The following is a 23,672-nucleotide window of genomic DNA, read 5'->3' on the forward strand; positions in this document are numbered from 1 at the left end:
TCGAGCTCTGGGCTCACCGCACGTCCGATTCGCCGGTGATGCCGGCGGTCGACTCGATGACCGACGCCATCTTCTTGCCGAGCGCCTCGTAGAACATCGAGAGCGGAAACTCGTCGTCGAGCACGGCATCCGTGTAGCCCTTCGGAACGCCTGCGAGAATCTCGTCGGGCAGTCCGCGGGCCCAGTTGGATGCCGGGTTCGGCGTGAGCGTCTGCGTCAGCATCTCGTAGGCGGCCAGCCAGTGGGCCACCTTCGGGCGGTCGATCGATCGCCAATAGAGCTCGTTGATCTGGTCGCTCAACGCGACGACGACATCCGGAACGTTCTCCCAGTCGATGGTGAGCTGGGTGTCCGTCCAGTGCAGCACGCCGTGCTGATGCATCCACGCGAAGAGCAGCTGGCCGCCCAGCCCGTCGTAGTTGCGCACCCGGCTTCCTGTGATCGCGAACCGGAAGATGCGATCGAAGATCACCGCGTATTGCACGAGGTGAGCGTGGTCGCGGATCTCCCGCTGTGCCTCCGACAGCTCCGACTCGGGCAGGGCCGAGAGCTCGCGCTCCAGCCGCACCGACTCGCGGAACGCGGTGAGGTCGCAGCGCAACTCCTCCAATGAGTAGAGGAAGAACGGCATGCGCTGCTTGATCATGAACGGATCGAACGGCAGGTCGCCCCGCATGTGGCTGCGGTCGTGGATGAGATCCCACATCACGAAGGTCTCTTCGGTGAGCTGCTGGTCGTCCAGCATCCTCGCCGCTTCGGCCGGAAGCTCCAGCTTCGTGATCTGCGAGGCCGCGGCCACCACCCGGCGGTACCGTGCCGCCTCGCGGTCTTGGAAGATGGCGCCCCAGGTGAAGGTCGGAATCTCGCGCATGGCGACCGTCTCGGGGAACAGCACCGCCGAATTGGTGTCGTACCCGGGCGTGAAGTCGACGAACCGGATGGGAACGAAGAGCTTGTTGCCGTACTCCCCGGCCTCGAGCTCGGAGATGAACTCCGGCCAGATGACCTCGACGAGAACGGCCTCCACCAGTCGGTTGGTGCTGCCGTTCTGCGTGTACATGGGGAACACCACGAGGTGGCCGAGACCGTCGATGCGATTCTGCTGCGGCTGGAACGCGTTCAGCGAGTCGAGGAAGTCGGGAACGCCGAAGCCGCCTTCCGACCACCGGCGGAAGTCGACCGCGAGCGCGTCGAGGTAGGCGGCGTCGTGTGAGAAGAACGGCGCGAGTTCGCCGATGGCGGCGGCGATGTCGTCGACGTGCTGCGCTGCGGCGGGCTTGTCGGACTCCTCGGGAACCGATCCGTCTTTGACCTGCAGGGGCTGCAGAGCCACGGCGGCGGCCTTCAAACGGAGCCAGGCGGGATGCGAGGCGAGCGCGCGCACGGAACGGGCGTCTTCGACAACCTCGGGTTCTCCGACAATTGCGTTCTTCTCGAACTGGGATACGAACTGTGACATGACGAAACCTCCCGCCGTTGATCGGCCGCTCGCGCGACATCGTGAGCGCAGGTTTGCGCCCTCGTCGAGCCTAACGAGTAGCCCGGGAACTTTTCTTGCCCCGCTACCGATAATCCTGCGTGAATGCGCCGATCGGCGCGGATTTCCTACGCGAATCTGTGGACAGACGCGCGAAATGCTCCCCTGGGGAGGAGCCTGCTACGTCGGTCGCTCGTCCACGATCCCGATGAAGCGGCTTCCGATTCCGTCGACCTCACGGCGGCTCAGCGAAGGCAGGGGATCGGGCAGATCGGTCGGCACGTGGAAGTCGCAGGTCAGGTAGGTGAAATCGGGCCACCACTTCTTCGGGCGCGCGGACTCCGTGAAGCCGCAGACATCGCAGGTGAGCTGCACCCAGACCGGACGCTTGCCGGTGCGGTTCGCGCGCGACTGTGCGAGCCAGGCCGGGGGATTCGCGTCGAGCTCGGCGAACTCCCGCTCGCTCAGTTTGGAGGGGATGCCGTGCCTGGTCGCCATCTCGAGGCTGATATCGAGGCGCTGGGCCGCATCCCGTCTGCTGATCATCGGTTCACTCTATGGTCTCCGAAGCGTGCGCGGGCCTATCGTCGGAGACATGACCCCCGCATCCGCTCAGGACGTGATGGACGCGCTCGCCGAGATCGCGGACCCTGGCGACGCGGAGTTCCTTCAGCGCTTCTTCAAGACGGGCCCCGGTCAGTACGGCGCCGGAGACGTGTTCATCGGCGTGCGCGTGCCGGCGACCCGAGGTGTCGTCAAGCGTTTCGCGGCACTGCCGCCGGCCGAGGTGGACAAGCTCCTCGACAGCGAGGTGCACGAGCATCGGCTCGCCGGGTTGCTCATCCTCGACCGCCTCTTCGCCGCGGCGAGCGCCCCGCGCGTCGACGACCAGACCGAGCAGAAGCGCATCGCCGACTTCTATCTGGCCGCCGTGCGGCGCGGGCGGGTGAACAACTGGGATCTCGTCGACTCGTCTGCCGAGTTCGTGCTGGGGGAGTACCTCTTCACTCGGCCGCGCGACCTCCTGTTCGAGCTCGCGCGGAGCGAGAGCGTGTGGGAGCGCCGAGTCGCCGTGCTCTCCACGTTCGCGTTCATCAAGCACGGCGACGCATCCACCACCCTCGCGCTCGCCGAACGACTGCTCGACGATCCCGAAGACCTGATGCACAAGGCGGTCGGCTGGATGCTGCGCGAGGTCGGAAAACGGGTCGACCGCGGCGAGTTGCTCGGGTTCCTGGACGAGCACGCGCCGCGCATGCCTCGCACGATGCTGAGCTACGCCACCGAGCACCTCGCACCGGAACAGCGGGCCGACTATCGGAGCCGCAGATGACGGGTTGCCAGCTGGACTTGCGATGATGGTCGTATGACGAGAACCGTTCGGGGCGCACGCGTGCTCATCACCGGTGCCGCCTCCGGGATGGGCCGGCTCTACGCCGAACGCGCCGTGAGCGAGGGCGCGAGGGCTGTCGTGCTCTGGGATCGCGATGAGGCCGCGCTGTCCTCCCTCGTCGACGAACTGCGCGCAGACGTCATGAGGCGGCGCGGCGACTCCGCTTGGGGAGCGCCCACCCGTTCGCCCAGTTCGGCGGAGGGAGCCCCGGCCACGACCATCCATCCTTACGTGCTCGACCTCAGCGAGCTGGGCGCGATCGCCCAGAGCGCCCAGGTGGTCCGGAAAGACATCGGCGGCGTTGATGTGCTGATCAACAATGCCGGCATCGTGCGGGGCAAATACTTCTGGGAGCACGACAACGGCGAGGACACCCGTCGCACCATGCAGGTGAACGCGCTCGCTCCGATGTACATCACGCGCGAGTTCTTGCCGGGCATGATCCAGAGCGCCCGGGAGGCCCGCGTGGTCAACATCGCCTCGGCCGCCGGCACCGTGGCCAACCCGCGGATGAGCGTCTACGCGGCCTCAAAGTGGGCCGTGATCGGGTGGAGCGACAGTCTTCGCCTCGAGCTCGTGCAGCAGGGTTTCGAGCACGTGCGTGTGACGACCGTGGTGCCGAGCTACATCTCCACGGGGATGTTCGAGGGCGCTCGCGGGCCCCTCCTCACGCCCGTGCTCACCCCCGAGTATGTGGTCGACCGCGTCTGGCGCGCGATGCTCGCCGGCCGCTCCTTCCTCATGCTCCCTTGGTCGGTCGGCCTCGCGAAGACGCTGAAGGGCATACTGCCGACCCGCGCCTGGGATGCCGTCGCCGGCCGCGTCTTCGGCGTCTACAACTCGATGGACGACTTCACCGGCCGCCAAAGCTGACGCCGTACCCCCATCCGTTCGTGCGAAAAGTGCGGTCGCGAGCCCGCGAACCCCACTTTTCGCACGAGCGAACGGGCCGAACGACGGCGCCGGGCTACTGTGAGCGCTGCGCGAGAGCCTGCAGCAGAGCTGCCCCCGTGTCCGCGTCCGCGACGGTGACCACGAAGCGCCGACCATCACGCCGTTCGACCCCGATCGGCGGTCCGTGACGGAGCACGACGCCGAACCGTCGGCCGGTGCTGTAGCGCATCCCGAAGCCGCCGAAGTCACCGATCGGGTTCACGGTGACGCTAGCTGCCGACGGCGCAGGCAGCTTTAGCACAACTAGAACAAGCCCAGACCGCCCCTCTTCGGGTCGCATTTCTGAGGACTCTCACATAAAGTGTTTGCGCACCGATCAACGGAGAGTGGGCATCATGAGCGATCCATCCTGGACCCAGGTCATCAAGACCGCAGACGGAGGTCAGCCGGAGCTGAAGAGGGCCCTCGGCCCAGGGCTGCTGCTCCTCTTCATCGTCGGCGACATTCTCGGAACCGGCGTCTACGCCCTCACCGGGCAGGTCGCCGCCGAGGTCGGCGGTGCGGCCTGGGTGCCGTTCCTGCTGGCGTTCGCCGTTGCGACCGTCACGGCGTTCTCCTACCTGGAGCTCGTGACGAAGTATCCCCAGGCGGCGGGTGCGGCTCTCTACACGCACAAGGCGTTCGGCATCCACTTCTTCACGTTCATCGTGTGCTTCATCGTGATGACGTCGGGCATCACGTCGGCGGCCACCGCATCCCGAGCCTTCGCGGTGAACCTGACGGTCGGGTTCGCGTTGCCGGCCGACAACCTGACGACGCTGCTGATCGCCATCGCGTTCATCGTGCTGATCATGCTCGTGAACCTGCGAGGCGTGACCGAGAGCGTCTGGCTGAACGTGGTGCTCACCCTCGTGGAGCTCTCCGGTCTGCTGCTCGTCATCATGATCGGCCTGTGGGCCATCGCCGGCGGCAACGCCGATCTGTCGAGGGTCGTCGCGTTCGAGACGCCGGAAGACAAGGGCGTGATCCTCGCGGTGAGCACGGCGACCTCGCTGGCGTTCTTCGCCATGGTCGGCTTCGAAGACTCGGTGAACATGGCCGAGGAGACGAAGAACCCCAGCAAGATCTTCCCCAAGATGATGCTGACCGGCCTCGGGATCACCGCGGTGGTCTACGTGCTGGTGTCGATCTGCGTCGTGGCGCTCGTTCCGATCGGTGAGCTCGCCGGCAGCGAGACCCCGCTCGTGCTCGCGGTGCAGGCCGCGGCGCCGGACTTCCCGATCGCCGACCTGCTGCCCTTCATCTCCATGTTCGCGGTGGCCAACACGGCTCTGATCAACATGATGATGGCGAGCCGGCTGCTCTACGGCATGAGCAAGCAGAAGGTGCTGCCCGGCTTCCTCTCCAAGGTGCAGCCGAAGCGCCAGACGCCGTGGGCCGCCATCCTGTTCACCAGCGCTCTAGCGATCGCCCTGATCTTCTACGTGTCGCTCGACCCGAAGGGCTCGATCGTCGCACTGCTCGGTGGCACCACATCCCTGCTGCTGCTCGCAGTGTTCGCCGTGGTCAACGTCGCCGTGCTGGTGCTGCGCCGCAAGCCGGTCGACCACAAGCACTTCCGCACCGCGCGCGTACTGCCCATCATCGGGGCGATCACCTGCCTGTACCTCGTCTTCCCGTGGACGTCGGGGCGCCCTGCCGGTCAGTACGGCATCGCGCTGGCGCTGCTCGCGATCGGGGTCGTGCTGTGGATCGTCGAGCGGATCTTCACCACCAGGGCCCGGCGTCGCGAGACCGCAGACACCGGGGCCGAGCGGTAGCCGGCGCGGTCGGTCGCCGCGGGGCTACCCCCAGCGGCGAGCCGACCAGCGTTCGAACAGCCCGACGAGCGAGTCGGTGAGTTTGCCGATGACGGCCAGCAGGATGATCGCCAGGAACAGCCTGTCGGTGCGGCCGTTGTTCGCCGAGTCGCTGAGCAGGAAGCCGAGCCCCATCGACGACGCGATCAGCTCGGCGGCGACGAGGAACAGCCACGACTGGGCGAGCGCGAGGCGCAGGCCGGAGACGACCGACGGCAGAACCGCGGGGAGTTGCACTGTCGTGAACAGCCGCACGCCTTTCAAGCCGAAGGCGCGACCGGCCTCGACGAGGTGGCTGTCGACGTGCTTGAGGGCAGCCGCGACGGTCGTGTAGACCGGGAAGAACGCTCCGATGGCGATCAGGATGACCTTCGAGTCTTCGCCGATCTTGAACCACAGGATGAGCAGCGGCACCCAGGCGAGCGACGGCACCGCCCGGATGGCCGCGAGCGTCGAGCTGAAGAAGATGTCCCAGAGGCGGGAGAGTCCGACCAGGGCGCCGAAGGCGAGACCGAGCAGCGCGCCGCACGCGAAGCCGATGAGCACGCGCTGGGTCGAGATGGCGATGTAGAGCCCCAGCAGCCCGCGCTGCGCGAGATCAACGCCCGCGGCGACGACGTCGGCAGGGCTCGGCAGCTGGGCCGAGGTGAACGCACCGGAGGTGGCGGCGATCTGCCACGCCGCGAGCAGGATGAGCGGCAGCACGAATCCGCCGACGATCCGCACCGACCGGCGGGAGAGGAACGACGGACGGCCGTCGCGTCCCTTCGCTGCGGGCCGGGGCCTCTCACCGGCGACGGATGTGCCGCCGCCGGCTTCGAGGCCCGGCCCGCCGGCGACGACGTACGGCCGCCCGTCGACCTCCGGCGCGTTCTGAGAGCTCATGGTGCGGATCAGCCTCCGATGGCGCTCGGGTCGGCCTTCTTGACGAAGGTCGGGTTGAGCAGTGTCTTCAGCGCGGTGTCGATGTCGGCCTGGCTCTTCACATCACCGGACTCGACGAAGATCGGACCGACCTTCTTGAGCACCTTCAGTTGCGCGTCGCCGGGGATGGGCGAGACGTCGAGGTTCGTGCGCTCGGAGATCACCGTGGTGGCGACGGCGGGGTCGATCCCCGCGACGTCGGAGAGGATCTTCGCCGTCTCCTCCGGGTTCTTCAACGCCCACGCGCGTGCGTACTCGTAGGTGTTCACCACGGTCTGCGCGACATCCGGCTTCGACTTCAGGAACGACTCCGTGGCGTTCAGGAATCCGTAGGTGTTGAAGGCCACGTTGCGGTAGATCAGCTTCGCGCCGGACTTCTCTGCGTTCGCCATGATCGGGTCGAGGCCGCTCCACGCATCCACCGAGCCGTTCTGGAGGGCGGCCCAGCCGTCGGCGTGCTGGAGGTTCTGGATGGTCACGTCACTGGCGGAGAGGCCGTTGGCCTCGAGCGCCTGCAGCAGGAAGAAGTAGGGATCGGTTCCCTTGGTCGCAGCGATCTGCTTGCCCTTGAGCTCCTTCACCGAGGTGACCTTCGAGTCGGGGCCGACCACGATCGCCGACCATTCCGGCTGCGAGAAGATGTCGATGGTCTGGATGGGCGAACCGTTCGATCGTGCGAGCAGCGCCGCCGATCCCGCGGTGGAGCCCACGTCGACGGCGCCGGAGCGCAGCGCCTCGTTGGCCTTGTTCGAGCCGGCCGACTGCACCCAGTTGACGGTGATGTCCTGGTCGGCGAGGGCCTTCTCGAGCCAGCCCTCCTTCTTGATGACCAGGCTCAGCGGGTTGTAGGTGGCGAAGTCGATGTTGAGGGTTCCGCCCTTGGTGACCCCGGCGGAGCCCGAGGGGCCGGGCTCGGCCGCGCTTCCTTCTCCGGCGACGCAGCCGGAGAGCAGCAGGGCCGTCGCGGCGGCGACGGCCGCGACAGTGGTGACGATGGTTGGTTTACGCATGATGCCTCTCGAAGGGATGCGGAGCTGTGACGTGGTGCGGACTCGCGGTGCGGCGAGTCTGTGGATCGGTGCGGCGAATCCGTGGATCAGTAAGGAAAGGCCGGGATCGTGGTGGTGGCCGAGACGCCGCGGGCGTGGCCGTGGCGATCGATGCCGAGCAGGTCGAGCAGCTCGGCTCGCAGTTCTGCCAGTTCGGCTGAACCACGATCGCGCGGGCGGGGGCCCGGCACGGTCAGGACGCGGCGGATGGTCGCGCCCTGTTGCCCTTCCTCGGCGCCCAGCAGGATGATGCGGTCGGCGAGTTGAAGGGCCTCGTCGACGTCGTGCGTCACGAGGAGGATGGTCGTGGGGGCGGCGCGGTGCACGTCGAGGAGGAGGTCCTGCATCTTGAGCCGGGTCAGCGCATCCAGAGCGCCGAACGGCTCGTCGAGCAGCAGAACACCCGGGTTGCGGGCAAGGGCGCGGGCGAGGGATGCGCGCTGCGCCATGCCGCCCGACACCTCGCGCGGGCGCAGGCCGGCGGAGGCGGAGAGGCCGACGAGGTCGAGCAGCTGGGCGACGCGGTCGGCGCCGGAACGGCGGTCGAGCCCGCGGGGGAGGCCGAGGGAGACGTTGGCGGAGAGGGTGCGCCACGGCAGCAGCCGGGGCTCCTGGAACCCGACGGCGCAGCGGGCGTCGACTCCGGTGACGGCGGTGCCGTCGATGACGGTCGCGCCCGATGTCGGTCGGTCGAGCCCGCCGGCGATGCGCAGCAGTGTCGACTTGCCGCATCCGCTGGCCCCGAGGATCGCGACCACTTCGCCGGCCTCGACGCGCAGCGAGACGTCTCGCAGCACGGGCCTCAGCTGCTGGTCACCCTTCTTCGTGCCGGTCGCGAAAGCGCGCGCGACGTCGACGAACTCGACAGGGAACGCAGACGACGGAGTTGGCATGATTCTCGTTCGGGGGCTCGAGGCGGAGGTGGCCTGGACCCTTCGAAGTTACCGGCCGGTCGATGCCGCTGTCGGGCGCGACGTAACGCAACGAAACAGGATGTGGCGTGCGAGGCCGTTTCAGCCGAAAATCATCGGCCTGTCGTCGTCGTCACCATCGTCGACCGGGAACTCGAGGTCGACGAGCACGGGAACGTGGTCGCTCGGGGCGTCGCCCTTGCGCTCGTTCCGATGGATGCTCGCACCGGTGACCAGGTCGGCGAACGGCTTCGAGCCGAGGATGAAGTCGATGCGCAGGCCTTCGTTGCGCGGGAAGCGCAGCTGCTTGTAGTCCCAGTAGGTGTAGCCATCGGGAACCAGCGGGCGAACCACGTCTGTCAGCCCGACGGCCTCGAACACGCTGAACGCGCTGCGCTCTTGCGGCGAGATGTGCGTGGAGATCCCGGGGACGAGACTGGGGTCGCCCACGTCGGAGTCGAGCGGTGCGACGTTCCAGTCGCCCATCAGAGCGAGCGGTTGCGCCGGGTTCTCGGCGAGCCAGCGCTGGGTGTCGGCGGCCAGAGTGGCGAGCCAGTCGAGCTTGTAGTGGAAGTGCGGGTCGTCGAGCGCGCGGCCGTTGGGAACGTAGAGGCTCCACAGCCGGATGCCGTCGACCGTGGCGCCGATCGCGCGCGCCTCCTTGGGCAGATCGGGGCCGTCTTCGCCTTTGAGGAAGCCCGGCATGTCGGGAAAGCCGATCTGCACGTCTTCGATGGGAAGCCTGCTGGCGATGGCCACCCCGTTCCACTGGTTCAGGCCATGGATCGCGACGTCGTAGCCGGCGTCTTCGAAGGCCTGAGCGGGAAACTGCTCGGGCTTGCACTTGATCTCCTGCATGGCGAGCACGTCGACGTCTTCGCGCACCATCCAGTCGACGACCCGGCCGACTCGGGTGCGGATCGAGTTCACATTCCAGGTCGCAACACGCATGCCTCGATCGTATCCGGCGGCACCGACGGGCACCCAACAGTGCCCGGAAGGGAGCCGTGAACCAGGGCGAAGAGCCCGGGCTTAGTCGTTGATCCGCCGCTGAATGAAGTTCGCCATACCGGGGACAGTGAACGCGACGAAGCCACGGTCTGGAGCGTAAATGTGACCGTTGATGATGAGCTCGCGACGGGAGACCGAGAGGTCACTGGTTCGGGTTTTGCCCGTGCGGGCCACGAGATCCTGGATCGCCGAAGGCGCTCCGTCATCGGCCGCCATCGCCTTCATCATGTCGCGCTGTGCGGGGGTCGCCCTGTCCCACCGCGACTGATACAAGCCGCGGTCGACTTCCTCTCGTGCGAGAGCCACCCCGAGCCGAGCGTCCTCCAGGCTGATCCTCCCCGGCGTGGCGCGGACGTCCCAAACGTGTTTGCCGCAGGCTTGCGCGAAATAGGGATAGCCCCCGACGGCCTCGAGTGTGATGGTGAGTGCTTCGGGTTCCCACGAGACATCCCGCGCCAACGTGGGGCGGGTCAGAGCGTCGATGGTCTCCGTCGAGTCGAGAAGATCGAGTGTGCGGAAGTCGTAGAGCCGCTCGGCGTAGCTTGTTGCGTCAGCGAGCACGCTGGGCAATGAGGGAAGGCCCGCGCCGAAGAAGGAGACGGGAACTGGCCAAGCGTCCTGTCCGAGGTTGTGGAGAGCCACGTTCAAACCGTTCACGTCTTCGCGGGGCGCGTCCTGGAGTTCGTCGATTGCAAGAAGAACGCCCATGCCCAATTCCCGGGCCGCAAGACCGAGCTCGGAGAGCAGATCCAGCAGATCTCTTTCGAATTCCCCGCTGTCGGCCATACCGGCGGCCGGCGGCACATCGAACCCGAACGAGTAAGAGCCTGCTGAGTCGATCTTGATCTGGAACGAACGGAAAACGCCCACGAACCGGGCGAGCTTTTCCTTTGCGTGATCCCCCGTGCTCATGAGCTTGCGCAGTTCCGCGAATATCGCCAGTGCGAGTGCCTTCTTCAAGCTCGCGCCCGCAACCGCTTCCAGTTTGATCGCGATCCAGCGACTCGATTCGCGCGCGTAGCGCACGAATTCGTTCAGAAGCACTGTCTTGCCGACTCCGCGGAGGCCCGAGATGATGATGGGGCGTTCGCCCTCGGACTGATCGATCACTTGATCCATGTGGCGACGAACCTCGGTGAGCAGCGCGTCACGACCGGCTAGCTCCGGCGGCACCCGCCCGGCACCGGGTTTGAAGGGGTTGGCCCCGAACTCCGACAAAATAACTCCCGATACCTCCGTCTAAGGAAAACCTTATACGTCCATATATTCTCATAGAGAAGCTGCACCGCGCATTTCGCGCTGGGTCGGCAGAGCAGAATCCAGCGCGACGGCACCCGCCCGCCGAGCGCGGAGGAGAGGCGTTTCCCGCGTGTTCACCCATAGAATCGGGGACGTGACCGACGCAAGACAGCAGCTCATCGACTACATCTCGGCCGAAGCCGTGTTCCACGGCGACTTCACGCTCACGAGCGGAAAGAAGGCCACCTACTATGTCGACCTGCGCAAGGTCAGCCTCGACCACCGCGTCGCCCCGCTCATCGGGCAGGTCATGATCGACCTCATCCAGGAGGTGCCCGATGTCTTCGCCGTCGGTGGGATGACGATGGGGGCAGACCCGGTTGCTGCGGCGATCCTGCACCAGGGCGCGGCACGCGGCCTCTCCTATGACGCCTTCGTCGTGCGCAAGGAGCCGAAAGATCACGGCCGCGGCAAGCAGGTCGAAGGACCTGACCTCGACGGCAAGCGCGTCATCGTGCTCGAAGACACGTCGACCACCGGTGGCTCGCCGCTGAAGGCCATCGAGGCGTTGGAGAAGGTGGGCGCCCAGGTCGTCGGGGTCGCCGTCGTCGTCGACAGGAACACCGGCGCCCGCGAGGTCATCGAGACCGCCGGATACCCCTACTTCGCCGCCATCGGGCTCGAGGATCTGGGGCTCCAGTAGTGGCCGACCACCGCCACCCGGGCGACGACGAGCCGGAGGCCGGCACCGGCCCCGCCTCGCCCGAGCCCGAGTTCGGCAGCTCCGAATGGCTGCTTCAGCAGCTGAGCGGTGGCCGCCTGAACAGCGACCAGGTCGCGGGCGGTGACAAGGATGCCGGCGCCGCTGACGCCGGCGCCCAGTCGGGTGAGAGCGATGCCTCGGCACCGGCGGAGGAAGACGCGCAGGAAGAACTGCCCGAACCCGGGCCGCGTCGGTCGAACTGGGTCGAGCCTCCGGCCACCCGGGCCCAGCGGCTTCGCGCCGAGCAGGAGGCCGCGGCGCGCGAGCAGGAGCAGGAACAGGCCGCCGCCGAACAGCAGACCGAGCAGTTCGAGAACCCCGAGCCGCCCCGGCCGCCGGCGTTCGAGACGCTCTTCGAGCCCGAGGTCCCGCCTGCGCCGGAGGCTTTTCCCGCGACGTCCCCGGTGTCGCCGGAAGACATCGCGGGCGACCAAGCGGAAGGCGCCGAGCCCTCTGCGCCCTCCGGCGAGGACGCGCCGTTCGTCTGGAACCTGACCCCCGGCGTGGGAACCGATCCCCTCGTCGAGAACACCGGGCCGGTCGAGGCGCCGGCGGAGCCCGCCGCGGAGCCGTCCGAGCAGGCAGGGGGCACCGAGGCGACGCCCGTGCTGCCGATCCCCGTCGTGCCGATCATCCCCGTCGTTCCTGCGCAGCCGGATGTTGCCGCGACCCCTCCCACCGAGCCGTACGCCGGCCCGAGCTTCGCTGACGCCTTGCGGATGCCCGAACCGCCCTCGTGGGAAGTCCTGATCACCCCGCCCGAGGAGCCGGTGGCGGCCGAAGCACCTGCCGAGCCCGAGCCCGAACCGGAACCCGAGCCCGAACCGGAACCCGAAGCCGCTGCGGAACCCGAACCGGAACCGGCCCCGGCTCAGCACGAACCCGAGCCGGCCGCCGACGAGTGGAGACCGTTCTTCTCCGAGGATCGTGCAGAGCCCGTGTTCGTCCCGCCGGTGTTCGAGCCGCAGACTCCTCCCGTGACGACTCCGCCGCCGGAAGACACGGCGAGCTTCTTCACCCGACCCGTGGACGCCCTCCCGCCGGCCGTCGCGCCCGTGGCCGACGAGAGCGTGGCCGACGAGGGCACGGCCGACGAGACGGCGGCAGACCAGTCAGGCCCCGAGACGCCGGCGGACGAGCCCGCCGCTGAGTCGCCCGGATCGACGGACGCACCCGGTGCCGCAAACCCCCAGGAAAGCCACGGCCTCGCCGCGCTTCTGGGCTTCTTCGGCGAGGAGGGAGACGAGGCGTCCCCTGAGCCGACCAGTCGCTCGGTCATCGGAGACACCACCGGCATCATCCTGCTCCCCGGCGCGCTGACACCGAAACCGGAGCAGCCGGAGCAGCCCGAGCAGCCCGAGCAGCCCGAGCAGCCCGAGCAGCCGCAGACTCCTCCCACCCTCTCGGCGGACACCCCCACGACCAAGCTCGACACGACGGAGATCGCGGCGCTGCTCAACGCGCGCACCGGCGATCCGCAAGACGAGCCGCTCGCGGAGAACGTGCAACCGCCCCACGACGACGCCCCGGTCACGGATGCGGTGCCACCGCTCGAAGAGGCGGCCATGCTGATGGGCGCCCTTCCCTCACCCGCGACGCAGCCCCTCGACGCGGCGAGCCTCGCGGAGGTCAGCGAACCCGCCGAGCCCAGCGAGCCCGCCGAGCCCACCGAGCCGGAGCAGGACCACGCGGCGCCGGACGAGACGGAACTGCTTCCCACCGCATCCGTCGCCGACGCCATCCTCTTCCCCGAGCTGGCCGAGCCGTCGGCAGCACCGGCGGCCGTGCCGCCCGGCGCAGTCTCGGAGGAGGCCTCGACGACCGCCTTCCCGGCCGCGACGACCGCCTTCCCCGCGGCACCGACGCCGGGAACCCCCGCCGGGCCACCGATCGAGCCATCGCCGGGCGGCTCCGGGTCGACCACGTCGGGCGGTTCGCCGACCTCGGCGCGTACCAACCGCCTCCTGTTCTGGGTGGCGGGCGGCCTCGCCGTCGTGCTCGTGCTGATCGGCCTGTTCGCCCTGGGAACGCGGTTGCCCGAGATCTTCGGAGCCGGTGCTCCCGCGCCGACCCCGAGCAAGTCGGCGACCCCGACCCCGACTCCGACGCCGACCCCCACTCCGACGCCGACCGTGCAGGCGAAGCCCGCCGGCCCGCAGCCGGCGGGAACGCATCCCTGGCCCACTCTCGGCGGCGGAGAGTGCATCGACCCGTTCACGACGCCGTGGGCGGAGACGTTCACCGTCGTGGATTGTGCAGCACCCCACGCGGCGCAGATGGTCTACACGAACCTGTTCTCGAACGACCCGGCCGCGCCATATCCCGGAGTGGATGCCCTCGCACAGCAGATCAACCTGCTCTGCACCGCATCCGGTGTCATCGATCTGAACGCCGCGGGCGCCTACCCCGACCTCCAGTTGCAGGGAACGTATCCGGCGACCGACGAGCAGTGGAAGTCCGGCCAGCGGTCGTACTACTGCTTCGCGAACCGGTCGGGCGGCGAACCGCTCACCTCGTCGGTCGCGGGTCCCGGCCCCACCGGCTGACCGAGCCACGGTCGAACCGCTTCGACGTTTGGCGGTTCAACCGGGCGCAGAAGCCGTCAGTCGGTGACGGGCGCGATCCGCTGGAACACGGGAACACCGACGGCCACCACGATCGGATGCATCAGCATCAGGGCGATCACGCCGGTCGCCGTCGTGCCGGGGATGAACCCGGTCAGCAGCAGCACGATATCGGGTATGAAGGACACCGCGAGCAGCAGCGGTACCAGCAGCCGGAGTGCCCGAGCGGGGTGGGCGGCCCGTGAGCGGACGATCCGCCAGCCCGCGTATCCGGCCACGAAGCCGAGGATCGCGAACGGCAGATACACCGCGGGTTTCAGTGCGGGGAAGTCGCTGCCGGCGGTGAGTGACTGGGCGGTGAACGCGACCACTGTGGTCGCGACCGCGACGACGAGCACGCCTGCCGTCAGAAGGAGGGCGGTGCGTCGGGCGGTGTGATCGCCCTGGCGAACGGCGGGGGAGATAACGGCCATGAGAAACTCCTTCGATCGTGTGGACGAAGGTCGCCCGATGCCAACGGTAAGAGCTTCGCCGACCGGGCGAATCCTCCCGGGGGCGCAAGTGGCGGCGCGAATGGTCGCCCGCGGGAGTATGGACGGGTAGTCGATGCGGCGAGCCACGGCATGACAGGATTGACCTCGTCGAGGAGGGAGCACATGGCAGCCACCATCGGCGATGTCGCCAGGGTCGCCGGCGTCTCGCGCAGCACGGTCTCCTACGCCCTCTCCGGCAAGCGCGCGATCTCGGAGGAGACGCGCGAGCGCATCCAGGCCGCCATCGTCGAGCTCGGTTTCACACCCAACGCCGGCGCTCGTGCCCTGGCGACGGCGCAGACCAACGTGCTCGGGCTGTACCTGCAGTTCCAGGAGGACGAATTCGCGCCGGCGATGCTGCAGTACGTGCTGCCGGTCTCCACGACCGCGCGAGAGAACGGCTACGACCTGCTGATGGTGACGGATGCCGACCGGGTGAGCGCCGTCATCCGCACCACATCGTCGGCGATGGTCGACGGCGTCGTGCTGCTCGACGTCACCTACGACGACGCCCGCCTGCCGGCACTGCGGGAGGCGTCGCAGCCCGCGGTGCTGATCGGATACGCGCGCAACGGCGAGGGCTTCGACTCGTTCGACCTTGATTTCGGAGAGGCGGGCCGCCTGATCGTCGACCATCTGGCCGAGCTCGGTCACCGGGACATCGTGCTGATCACCCCTCCGCGCCACGTCTACGATCGCGGCGGTTCGTACGCCTGGCGGTTCCGCGACGCCGCCGTGGAGCGGGCTGCTCGGCACGGCATCCGCCTCGTCGCGCACTACGGCGACTCCCGGCACCCGGGCATCGAGCGCTCGCTGGACTTCGCGCTGGGGCAGTCCCCGGAAGCCAGCGCGCTGGTGGTGCACAACGACGCCGCGATCGCCGCTCTCCCCGCATACCTGGACAAGCGCGGGCTGCGCGTGCCGGAGGAGCTCTCGGTCGTCGGCGTCTTCTCGCGTGAGTTCGGGCAGGCGTTCTCCTTGCCGTACACCGCCGTCGAGACCTCCCCGGACACGCTCGGCCACGAGGCCGTGCGCCAGCTGATCCGGCGGATCGCCTCGCCGGAGGCCGCGGGCGAGCCGCGGGTGCGGTTCGTCGAGCCTGTTCTCGTGGATCGCGGCACTGTGCGCACGATCGGCTGATCGCCGGTCGCGTGCCGTCGGTTCGGCTCACTTTTTAAGTATCGAACCGCTTCGACTTGTCATGGCCGCAACTCGGCGCTACAGTAATCGAACCGGTTCGACGATGAAGACGTGAGGAGGTGCCATGGCGGTCACAATCTCCGACGTGGCCCGCCACGCGGGCGTCTCCCCGAGCACCGTGTCGTACGCACTCTCCGGCAAGAGATCCATCTCCCCCTCCACCCGGGCGCGCATCGACGAAGCCGTGTCAGCGCTCGGTTTCACCGCCAACGCCGGGGCGCGAGCCCTCGCCACCTCGCAGACCATGGTCATCGGCCTGCTGACGCAGTTCCACCAGGACGAGTTCGCGCCGGCGATGCTCCAGTACGTGCTCCCGGTCTCCGACACCGCCCGCGAACTGGGCTACGACATCCTGCTCGTCACCGAGACGGACGCAACGGAAGCGCTGCGCCGTGTGACGAGCGCCGGGATGGTCGACGGCGTCGTTCTGCTCGACGTCATCCACGACGACCCACGCCTCGACACACTCCGTGCGGCGCCGCAGCCGGGAGCCCTCGTCGGCCTCCCCAAGCGCACCGAAGGACTCGACGTCTTCGACCTCGACTTCGGTGAGTCGGCCCGCATCCTCGTTGACCACCTCTACGGACTCGGCCACCGCGAGATCATCGTCGTGTCGCCGCCGAAGCACGTGTTCGAGCGCGGCGGCGCCTACGGGTGGCGGTTCCGGGATGCCGCTCTCGAGCGCGCCGCCCGCTACGGCATCCAGATCCACCCCTATTTCGGCGAGGCGCAGCAGCCGGCCATCGGCCAGAGCATGAACGCCATCCTGGATGCGCGCCCCAAGGCGACAGCCCTGATCGTGCACAACGATGCCACCATCGCTGCGCTGCCCTCGATCCTCGCCGCGCGCGGCACCCGGGTGCCGACCGACCTGTCGGTCGCCAGCCTCTACTCCAAAGACTTCGGGCGAGCCTTCTCCCTGCCTTACACGGCCGTCGAGAGCTCTCCCGATCAGCTGGGCCAGCACGCGGTCCGGCAACTGGTGCGCCGGATCGCGTCGCCCGAGCTCGCGGGAGCCCCGGTGACCCGGTTCATCGCACCGGAACTGACGATCCGCGGGAGCACCGAATGACCCCGAACAGACACGCAGCGCCGCACATCCGAACCGGCGCTCTCCGGATCCACACACGACAGCACTGCACGATTCAAGGAGGAATACTGTGATCGCACACAAGCACGCCCGCCTCATCGGCGCGGCGGTTCTGACGGCCGCCGTCATCGGCGGGGCCACCGCCTGCTCGGGCTCCGGCTCGGGCTCGAGCAGCAGCGCCGGCGGGAGCTACACGTTCTGGGATCCGTACCCCCAGTTCGACGCATCCGCCGACTGGACGAAGCTCGTCGAGCAATGCGGCACCGAGGCGGGAGTCACCGTCAAGCGCACCGGCTACGACACGAGCGACCTGACCAACAAGGCACTGCTCGCCGGGCAGCAGGGCAGCTCGCCCGACCTGCTGCTGGTGGACAACCCGGTGGTGTCGACGCTCGCCGACGCCGGCATCCTGACCAGCACATCCGAGAACAAGCTGGACACCTCCAGCATCCAGAAGAACATCCTGGCGGCCGGGCAGGTCGACGGGAAGACCTACGGCGTCCCGATCGGTGCGAACACCCTCGCGCTGTACTACAACAAGACGGTGCTGAACGCGGCAGGGGTCGACCCGGCCACGATCAAGGACTGGCCCAGCCTCACCGCCGCACTGGCGAAGGTGACCGCCGCCGGGAAGAAGGGCATCACGTTCTCGGCCATCGGCACGGAAGAGGGCAGCTTCCAGTTCCTCCCCTGGTTCTGGGGATCTGGCGCCGACCTGAACCACCTGGACTCCAGCAAGGCCGTGGACGCGCTCACGCTGTGGACGGACTGGCTGAAGAAGGGCTACGCGCCCAACTCGGTCATCAACAACACCCAGACCACCTCGTGGCAGGAGTTCGCGACCGGCGACTTCGCGTTCGGCGAGAACGGCACCTGGCAGCTGGGCAACGTCAAGAAGGCCGGCATCGACTACGGCATCCTCACCGTTCCCGGCATCGACGGCGGTGCAGCACCCGCACCGACCGGCGGCGAGTTCATGACCATCCCCGTGCAGAAGGACACAGCCCGCTACGCGACCTCGAAGAAGATCGCGGACTGCCTGACTAGCACGAAGAGCTTCGTCAAGACCGACACCACGCTCTCCTACATCGCCCCGACCGAGGCGGCGCAGAAGGAGCAGGTCGCCGCGAACGCCGAGCTCGCACCGTGGGTGGATGCGGTGGCCGCCGCCAAGGGCCGCACCAGCGACAACCTGGGCACCGACTACCCGAAGATCTCGCAGCAGCTGTGGGGCGCGGTGCAGAATGCGCTCAGCGGCTCGCAGACTCCGGAGGCAGCGCTCAAGACCGCCCAGAGCGCCGCTGAGGCAGCAACCAAGTAATCAATCCGAAAGCACGAGACATGACGACGACACAGACAGCGCTGCGCGGTCCCGTGCGGGGCGAGGGCGGGATGGCCGACACGGCCGTTCCGCCCCGCGCCCGCAGACGGCGGTCAGGGCAGTGGGCCGCCTGGGCATTCCTCACCCCGGTGGTGATCTACCTGGTGGTGTTCTACGCCCTCCCGCTCTACCGCAACATCGAGCTGAGCGTGCGCGACTACACGGTCAGGTCGTTCGTGCAGGGCGACGCACCGTTCGTCGGCCTGGACAACTACGTGAAGATCTTCGCCAATCCGACGTTCGGGCCGGCCATCCTGCACACGGCGTTGTTCACGGTGATCTCCATCGCTTTCCAGTTCACCATCGGGATGGCGCTGGCGGTCTTCTTCCACCAGAACTTCCGCCTCTCCGCCACCCTGCGCGCGCTGTTCCTGGTGCCGTGGCTGCTGCCGCTCATCGTCTCCGCCTCCACCTGGTCGTGGATGCTCAACAGCGACTCCGGCGTGGTCAACGCCGCCCTCGAGGCCTTCGGACTGCCCGGCATCAACTGGCTCACCTCGCCCGATTGGGCACTGACGAGCGTCACCATCGCGAACATCTGGATCGGCATCCCGTTCAACCTCGTGATCCTCTACTCGGGCCTCCAGAACATCCCCACCGAGTTGTACGAGGCGGCCTCCCTCGACGGCGCCAACGGCTGGCAGAAGTTCTGGCGGGTCACGTTCCCGCTGCTGCGACCGGTCTCGGCCATCACGCTGCTGCTCGGCCTCGTGTACACGCTGAAGGTGTTCGACATCATCTGGATCATGATGCGGGGTGGCCCCGGCACGTCGTCGACCACGCTCGCGACCTGGTCGTACCAGCTCGGCTTCGCCTCGACCCTTCCGGACTTCAGCCCGGCAGCCGCCGTCGGCAACGTGCTCATCGTCATCGCGCTGGTCTTCGGCATCATCTATATCCGCACCCAGCGAAAGCAGGACATCGCATGAACGGCCGGCGACCCTGGTGGAAGACCGCGGTGGGCGTCGTGCTCACCCTGGTGATGCTGTTCCCCGTCTACTGGATGATCAACGTCTCTCTCACACCGGCGACGGAGATGCGCAAGAGCCCGCCGAACCTGTTCCCCGTGCATCCCACCTTCGAGGGCTACCAAGCCGTTCTCAGTCAGCAGTTGCCGTACCTCGGCACGAGCCTGCTGATCGGCCTCGGCACAGTCGTGCTCACCGTCGCCCTGGCGGCGCCGGCCGCGTTCTCGCTCGCCAAACTGCGACCGAAGGGACGCGGAGCGCTCAACTTCGTGCTGCTGATCGCGCAGATGATCCCGGGCATCATCATGGCGATGGGGTTCTACGCGATCTACCTGAACCTCGGCATCCTGAACACGGTGTGGGGTCTGATCATCGCCGACTCCACGATCGCGGTTCCGTTCGGCGTGCTGATCTTCTCGGCGTTCATGGCGGGCATCCCGGATGAGCTGATGAACGCCGCCAAGATCGACGGCGCCGACACGTGGCGGACGTTCCGCTCGATCGTGCTCCCCGTCAGCCGCAACTCGATCGTGACCGTCTCGCTGTTCGCCTTCCTCTGGGCGTGGTCGGACTTCATCTTCTCGTCCACGCTGAACAGCGGAGGGTCGCTGCAGACCATCACCCTCGGCATCTACAAGTACATCGGCAACAACAACCAGGAGTGGAACGCGATCATGGCCACGGCCGTCGTGGCCTCCATCCCCGCAGCGGTCCTGCTCGTCATCGCCCAGAAGTACGTCGCGGCCGGGGTCACGGCGGGGGCGGTGAAAGACTGAGCATGAACGACTTCTCGTTCGACGACTTCTCTTTCGACATCGGCGAGGTCCCCTTCTCCCGGCGCGGGGCCTGGCTCGACCTGTCGCGCGTGACCGGTCTGCACACGGTCGCCGACCACATCCATCTCGTCACCCACACCCTCGGGATCCATCCCGTGTTCCGTCTCGTGCCGCAGCTCGGCGGTCAGGCGGTCGACGGTGACGTGCGCGCGACGCCGTCCACGCTCAGCTGGTCGACGTCGGAGGGAGCGGTCGAGGCGGCCTTCGACGACCGGGGAGTGCGATTCCGCGGCCGTGGTCTCGGGATGACCTTCGTCGCGCCCGACGAGCTGACACCCTTCACCGGCGGCTACCTGTTCGTCGACCCGCTCGACGGAGCGCCGACGCTCACGAGTTACGAGTCAGGGAGGCGGTACCGCTTCTCCGTGCTCGCGGGTCGGCCGGAGATCGTCGGGGCCGAACGGGTGGGCGTGAGCGAGCGCTCGGTGACCTTCGGCTCGGCGGAGGACTGGGAGGTGCTGGTCGAGGAGATCGAGACGAGTGCGGCGCCGTCTGCCGCAGCGGTCGGGTTCGATGAGGTCGTCCGGGCCCGAAAGGCGGAGTTCCGGTCGTACTGCGCCGACCTCCTCGCCGGCGAACCCTCGCCCACCGCGATCAAGGCCGGGTACGTGCTGTGGTCCGCGACCGTCGCCCCCGCCGGCTTCGTCACGCGAGAGGCCGTGCTGATGTCCAAGCACTGGATGGACAAGGTGTGGAGCTGGGACCACTGCTTCAACGCCATCGCCCTGGCACCGCTCGACCCGGATGCGGCGCTCGACCAGTTCCTGCTCCCGTTCGACCATCAGACCGCATCCGGTGCTCTGCCCGACTCGGTGACGCACTCCGAAGTGTTGTACAACTTCGTGAAGCCGCCGATCCACGGCTGGGCGTTCGCGCAACTGCGCGCCCGCGTTCTGCGGCCGTACCGCCCGGCTCAGTTGGAGGAGGTGCACTCGCGCCTGGCCGCGTGGACCCGGTTCTGGCTCGATCACCGTCGCGCGCCCGGCCACGCGCTTCCGTACTACCAGCACGGCAACGACAGCGGGTGGGACAACGCGACCACCTTCGATCGCGGCGGCGTCATCGAGTCGCCCGACCTGGCGGCGTTCCTCATCCTGCAACTGCGCGTTCTCGCAGAGCTCTCCGACGAGCTGGGGCTTCCCGCCGACCACTGGCGCTCGGCCGAAGCCGACATCCGCTCCGCGCTCTTCGACCAGCTCTGGAGCGGGGGGAGGTTCGTGGCGCGTTCGGTGTCCACCGGTGAGGCGACGGGAACGAGCAGTCTCCTCAACGCGCTGCCGATCGTTCTGGGCGAGCAGCTCCCGGCGGAGGCAGCCGAGCGGCTCGCGGCCACGATCGAGGGGCACCTCACCGAGTGGGGCCCGGCCACCGAGCCGCTCGGCTCCCCTCTCTACGAAGACGACGGATACTGGCGGGGCCCCATCTGGGCGCCCGCCACCGTGCTCATCGAAGACGGCCTGCGCCGGGCAGGGCACGTGAGCCTGGCCGACCGCGTGGCGGCATCGTTCGCCGCCGCTTGCGAGGCTTCCGGGTTCGCCGAGAACTTCGACGCGCGCACCGGCGCCGGCCTGCGTGACCGCGCATACAGCTGGACGGCGAGCGCCTACCTCACCCTGCGGGCCGACGCGCTGGTGCGCGCCGCATCCCCGACCCCCTCTGGAGTGCAATGACCGACACCATCGACCGCACCGGCCTGGGCGGACCTGTCGCTCCCCGTTCCTCCGTTCTGCGGCCGCTCGGCCCGAGCGAGCTCCGGATCACCGGAGGATTCTGGGATGCCCAGCAGGAGCTCAATGCCACGGCGATCATCGGGCACTGCCTGACGTGGATGGAGCGCATCGGGTGGATCGGCAACTTCGACCGCGCGGCCGACGGCACCGTCGCGGAGCACCACGACGGGATCGAGTTCGTCGACTCGGAGGTCTACAAGCTGCTCGAGGCGATGGCGTGGGAGCTCGGGCGCTCCGGCGACGCCGACCTGGAGATCGCCTATCGACGACTCGTCGACCGGGTCGCCGGAGCGCAGGAGGCCGATGGCTACCTGCACACCTCGTTCGGGCGGCCGGGGCAGCGCCCCCGGTATTCCGATCTGGAGTGGGGGCACGAGCTGTACTGCTTCGGCCACCTGTTCCAGGCGGCCGTCGCCCGGCACCGCACCGGTCATGCCGACCGTCTGGTCGAGGTGGCACGACGGCTTGCAGATCACGTGTATGCCGAGTTCGGTCCGGATGGGCGCGACGCGATCTGCGGGCACCCGGAGATCGAGACCGCGCTCATGGAACTGGGTCGTGCCCTGGACGAGCCGCGCTACCGGGAGCTGGCGCGCATCCTCGTCGAGCGGCGGGGCCGGAGGCGGCTGAAGACCACGCTCTTCCAGGGGAGCGAATACTTTCTCGACGACGTGCCGGTGCGCGACGCCGAGGTTCTGCGCGGGCACGCGGTGCGTGCGATGTACCTCGCCGCGGGCGCGACCGACGTCGCCGCGGAGTTCGGCGACGGTGAGTTGCTCGACGCGCTACGCACGCAATGGGACAACACGGTCGCACGGCGCACGTATCTCACCGGCGGCATCGGCTCGCACCACCAGAACGAGGAGTTCGGGAGCGACCTCGAGCTCCCGGCCGACCGGGCGTACGCCGAGACGTGCGCGGCGATCGGCTCCGTCATGTTCAGCTGGCGGCTGCTGCTGCAGACCGGGGAGGCCAAGTACGCGGACCTCATCGAGCGCACGCTGCTGAACGCGGTGCTGGTGTCGCCCCGCGAAGACGGCAGGGCGTTCTACTACGCGAACACGCTCCATCAGCGTTCGCAGGGCTCGCTCCCGGCGGAGGGCGAGGTGAGCGAGCGGGCCGAGTCGAGCATGCGCGCGCCGTGGTTCGAGGTCTCGTGTTGCCCGACCAACGTCGCGCGCACGCTCGCGAGCGTCGCCTCCTACGTCGCAACGGCGACCGACGATGGCGTCCAACTTCATCAGTTCGCGGATGCCGAGCTCGAGACGACCGTCGCGAGCGGGGCCGTGCGCATCCGGGTCGACAGCGGCGGGTACCCGTACGCCGGCACGCCGTCGGTCGCCGTGGAATCCGCCGGGGAGGTGGAGGTGAGCGTCCGCATCCCCGCCTGGGCCGAGGGCGCCCGCGTCCGGTTCCGCGACGAGGTCGTCTCCATCAGCGGAGGGTATGCCCGCGTCCGGGCGCGGTTCGGGGCCGACGAACGCATCCGCCTGGAGCTCCCGATGGAGCCGCGACTGACCTATCCCGACCCCGGGATCGACGCCCTCCGCGGAACCGTCGCCGTCGAACGCGGCCCGCTCGTGCTGTGCGCCGAGTCGACGGATCTCCCGGCCGGCGTGGACGTCAGCCGCATCGGCATCGACACGGATCAGCCGCTCCTCGCCACGGCGGACGGCGCCTCGGCCGCGATCGCGATCGCCGATCCGCGTGCGGCCTCCTGGCCGTACGGGCAGCGTCCCGCTCGCGGCTCGGTGACGACCGCGAGGGTGCCGCTCATCCCGTACCACCGCTGGGCCAACCGGGGGCCGAGCACGATGCGCATCTTCCTGCCGATCGCAGCGGGCGGCTAG

At 68.2% G+C, this 23,672-nt stretch carries 21 protein-coding genes; 12 read left to right on the plus strand and 9 right to left on the minus strand.

Features of this window, described 5'->3' with window-relative positions; all coding sequences use genetic code 11:
• Positions 1–13: 13 nt before the first annotated feature.
• A complete protein-coding gene (locus ACFVWR_RS11485) occupies positions 14–1,459 on the minus strand; it encodes a DUF6421 family protein (RefSeq protein ID WP_387211593.1) in 1,446 nt (481 codons plus the stop codon).
• Between the two features lie 198 nt (positions 1,460–1,657).
• Positions 1,658–2,023 (minus strand): hypothetical protein, encoded by a 366-nt coding sequence (locus tag ACFVWR_RS11490; RefSeq protein ID WP_387211597.1) that lies wholly within the window; start codon positions 2,021–2,023, stop codon positions 1,658–1,660.
• A 49-nt stretch (positions 2,024–2,072) separates the two neighbouring features.
• Here ACFVWR_RS11490 and ACFVWR_RS11495 point away from each other — a divergent pair, with 49 nt between their 5' ends.
• Positions 2,073–2,810, plus strand: coding sequence for a DNA alkylation repair protein (locus tag ACFVWR_RS11495; RefSeq protein WP_387211600.1), 738 nt, complete (start codon positions 2,073–2,075; stop codon positions 2,808–2,810).
• A 33-nt stretch (positions 2,811–2,843) separates the two neighbouring features.
• A complete protein-coding gene (locus ACFVWR_RS11500; protein ID WP_387211603.1) occupies positions 2,844–3,743 on the plus strand; it encodes an SDR family NAD(P)-dependent oxidoreductase in 900 nt (299 codons plus the stop codon).
• A gap of 94 nt (positions 3,744–3,837) precedes the next feature.
• Here the strand turns inward: ACFVWR_RS11500 and ACFVWR_RS11505 are convergent, their stop codons facing one another.
• A complete protein-coding gene (locus ACFVWR_RS11505; RefSeq protein ID WP_387211606.1) occupies positions 3,838–4,026 on the minus strand; it encodes a hypothetical protein in 189 nt (62 codons plus the stop codon).
• A 133-nt stretch (positions 4,027–4,159) separates the two neighbouring features.
• On the opposite strand from ACFVWR_RS11505, the gene ACFVWR_RS11510 reads away from it, so the two are divergent.
• A complete protein-coding gene (locus ACFVWR_RS11510; RefSeq protein ID WP_387211609.1) occupies positions 4,160–5,584 on the plus strand; it encodes an APC family permease in 1,425 nt (474 codons plus the stop codon).
• Positions 5,585–5,608: 24 nt separating this feature from the next.
• Here the strand turns inward: ACFVWR_RS11510 and ACFVWR_RS11515 are convergent, their stop codons facing one another.
• From ACFVWR_RS11515 to ACFVWR_RS11535, 5 genes are all read right to left on the minus strand, one after another.
• Positions 5,609–6,508 (minus strand): ABC transporter permease, encoded by a 900-nt coding sequence (locus ACFVWR_RS11515; RefSeq protein WP_387211612.1) that lies wholly within the window; start codon positions 6,506–6,508, stop codon positions 5,609–5,611.
• Positions 6,509–6,516: 8 nt separating this feature from the next.
• Positions 6,517–7,557, minus strand: a complete 1,041-nt coding sequence (locus ACFVWR_RS11520; RefSeq protein ID WP_387211615.1) for an aliphatic sulfonate ABC transporter substrate-binding protein — start codon at positions 7,555–7,557, stop codon at positions 6,517–6,519.
• Positions 7,558–7,643: 86 nt separating this feature from the next.
• A complete protein-coding gene (locus ACFVWR_RS11525; RefSeq protein WP_387211618.1) occupies positions 7,644–8,489 on the minus strand; it encodes an ABC transporter ATP-binding protein in 846 nt (281 codons plus the stop codon).
• 120 nt (positions 8,490–8,609) lie between these two features.
• On the minus strand, positions 8,610–9,458 hold the full coding sequence (locus ACFVWR_RS11530) for an exodeoxyribonuclease III (RefSeq protein WP_387211621.1): 849 nt from the start codon (positions 9,456–9,458) through the stop codon (positions 8,610–8,612).
• Positions 9,459–9,539: 81 nt separating this feature from the next.
• Positions 9,540–10,691 carry an ATP-binding protein gene (locus ACFVWR_RS11535; protein WP_387211624.1) on the minus strand — a complete coding sequence of 384 codons (1,152 nt, stop codon included), beginning with the start codon at positions 10,689–10,691 and terminating at the stop codon, positions 9,540–9,542.
• 220 nt (positions 10,692–10,911) lie between these two features.
• On the opposite strand from ACFVWR_RS11535, the gene pyrE reads away from it, so the two are divergent.
• Entirely contained in the window at positions 10,912–11,460 is a 549-nt protein-coding gene (gene pyrE / locus ACFVWR_RS11540; RefSeq protein ID WP_387211628.1) for an orotate phosphoribosyltransferase, read from the plus strand.
• Positions 11,460–14,066 (plus strand): hypothetical protein, encoded by a 2,607-nt coding sequence (locus tag ACFVWR_RS11545; protein WP_387211631.1) that lies wholly within the window; start codon positions 11,460–11,462, stop codon positions 14,064–14,066. The genes pyrE and ACFVWR_RS11545 overlap by 1 nt, the downstream gene beginning before the upstream one ends.
• 56 nt (positions 14,067–14,122) lie before the next feature.
• Here the strand turns inward: ACFVWR_RS11545 and ACFVWR_RS11550 are convergent, their stop codons facing one another.
• Positions 14,123–14,557: a DUF6069 family protein gene (locus tag ACFVWR_RS11550; RefSeq protein ID WP_387211634.1), complete on the minus strand. Its 435-nt coding sequence runs from the start codon at positions 14,555–14,557 to the stop codon at positions 14,123–14,125.
• Between the two features lie 183 nt (positions 14,558–14,740).
• Here ACFVWR_RS11550 and ACFVWR_RS11555 point away from each other — a divergent pair, with 183 nt between their 5' ends.
• The 7 genes from ACFVWR_RS11555 to ACFVWR_RS11585 all read left to right on the plus strand — a co-directional run bounded on the left by ACFVWR_RS11555 (position 14,741) and on the right by ACFVWR_RS11585 (position 23,672).
• Positions 14,741–15,757 (plus strand): LacI family DNA-binding transcriptional regulator, encoded by a 1,017-nt coding sequence (locus ACFVWR_RS11555; RefSeq protein ID WP_387211637.1) that lies wholly within the window; start codon positions 14,741–14,743, stop codon positions 15,755–15,757.
• A 124-nt stretch (positions 15,758–15,881) separates the two neighbouring features.
• Positions 15,882–16,889, plus strand: coding sequence for a LacI family DNA-binding transcriptional regulator (locus ACFVWR_RS11560; RefSeq protein ID WP_387211640.1), 1,008 nt, complete (start codon positions 15,882–15,884; stop codon positions 16,887–16,889).
• Positions 16,890–16,977: 88 nt separating this feature from the next.
• Positions 16,978–18,228, plus strand: a complete 1,251-nt coding sequence (locus ACFVWR_RS11565) for an extracellular solute-binding protein (protein ID WP_387211643.1) — start codon at positions 16,978–16,980, stop codon at positions 18,226–18,228.
• 20 nt (positions 18,229–18,248) lie between these two features.
• The gene (locus ACFVWR_RS11570; protein WP_387211646.1) at positions 18,249–19,217 is read left to right on the plus strand and encodes a carbohydrate ABC transporter permease; all 969 of its coding nucleotides are present in this window, start codon (positions 18,249–18,251) and stop codon (positions 19,215–19,217) included.
• Positions 19,214–20,032 (plus strand): carbohydrate ABC transporter permease, encoded by an 819-nt coding sequence (locus tag ACFVWR_RS11575; RefSeq protein ID WP_387211649.1) that lies wholly within the window; start codon positions 19,214–19,216, stop codon positions 20,030–20,032. Before ACFVWR_RS11570 ends, ACFVWR_RS11575 begins: the two co-directional genes overlap by 4 nt.
• Positions 20,033–20,034: 2 nt before the next feature.
• Positions 20,035–21,762: an amylo-alpha-1,6-glucosidase gene (locus tag ACFVWR_RS11580; protein ID WP_387211652.1), complete on the plus strand. Its 1,728-nt coding sequence runs from the start codon at positions 20,035–20,037 to the stop codon at positions 21,760–21,762.
• Positions 21,759–23,672: a glycoside hydrolase family 127 protein gene (locus ACFVWR_RS11585; protein ID WP_387211655.1), complete on the plus strand. Its 1,914-nt coding sequence runs from the start codon at positions 21,759–21,761 to the stop codon at positions 23,670–23,672. Before ACFVWR_RS11580 ends, ACFVWR_RS11585 begins: the two co-directional genes overlap by 4 nt.

Origin of the sequence: Leifsonia sp. NPDC058292, from assembly GCF_042880955.1 — a bacterium.
GTDB lineage: Bacteria > Actinomycetota > Actinomycetes > Actinomycetales > Microbacteriaceae > Leifsonia.

Bases quoted from the DNA above. Each gene is read 5' to 3' on its own strand.
- ACFVWR_RS11520 (WP_387211615.1), bottom strand. From the start codon at position 7,557: ATGCGTAAACCAACCATCGTCACCACTGTCGCGGCCGTCGCCGCCGCG.
- ACFVWR_RS11485 (WP_387211593.1), bottom strand. From the start codon at position 1,459: ATGTCACAGTTCGTATCCCAGTTCGAGAAGAACGCAATTGTCGGAGAA.
- ACFVWR_RS11490 (WP_387211597.1), bottom strand. From the start codon at position 2,023: ATGATCAGCAGACGGGATGCGGCCCAGCGCCTCGATATCAGCCTCGAG.
- ACFVWR_RS11500 (WP_387211603.1), top strand. From the start codon at position 2,844: ATGACGAGAACCGTTCGGGGCGCACGCGTGCTCATCACCGGTGCCGCC.
- ACFVWR_RS11570 (WP_387211646.1), top strand. From the start codon at position 18,249: ATGACGACGACACAGACAGCGCTGCGCGGTCCCGTGCGGGGCGAGGGC.
- ACFVWR_RS11585 (WP_387211655.1), top strand. From the start codon at position 21,759: ATGACCGACACCATCGACCGCACCGGCCTGGGCGGACCTGTCGCTCCC.
- ACFVWR_RS11560 (WP_387211640.1), top strand. From the start codon at position 15,882: ATGGCGGTCACAATCTCCGACGTGGCCCGCCACGCGGGCGTCTCCCCG.
- ACFVWR_RS11555 (WP_387211637.1), top strand. From the start codon at position 14,741: ATGGCAGCCACCATCGGCGATGTCGCCAGGGTCGCCGGCGTCTCGCGC.
- ACFVWR_RS11530 (WP_387211621.1), bottom strand. From the start codon at position 9,458: ATGCGTGTTGCGACCTGGAATGTGAACTCGATCCGCACCCGAGTCGGC.
- ACFVWR_RS11550 (WP_387211634.1), bottom strand. From the start codon at position 14,557: ATGGCCGTTATCTCCCCCGCCGTTCGCCAGGGCGATCACACCGCCCGA.
- ACFVWR_RS11495 (WP_387211600.1), top strand. From the start codon at position 2,073: ATGACCCCCGCATCCGCTCAGGACGTGATGGACGCGCTCGCCGAGATC.
- ACFVWR_RS11580 (WP_387211652.1), top strand. From the start codon at position 20,035: ATGAACGACTTCTCGTTCGACGACTTCTCTTTCGACATCGGCGAGGTC.
- ACFVWR_RS11575 (WP_387211649.1), top strand. From the start codon at position 19,214: ATGAACGGCCGGCGACCCTGGTGGAAGACCGCGGTGGGCGTCGTGCTC.
- ACFVWR_RS11525 (WP_387211618.1), bottom strand. From the start codon at position 8,489: ATGCCAACTCCGTCGTCTGCGTTCCCTGTCGAGTTCGTCGACGTCGCG.
- ACFVWR_RS11510 (WP_387211609.1), top strand. From the start codon at position 4,160: ATGAGCGATCCATCCTGGACCCAGGTCATCAAGACCGCAGACGGAGGT.
- ACFVWR_RS11515 (WP_387211612.1), bottom strand. From the start codon at position 6,508: ATGAGCTCTCAGAACGCGCCGGAGGTCGACGGGCGGCCGTACGTCGTC.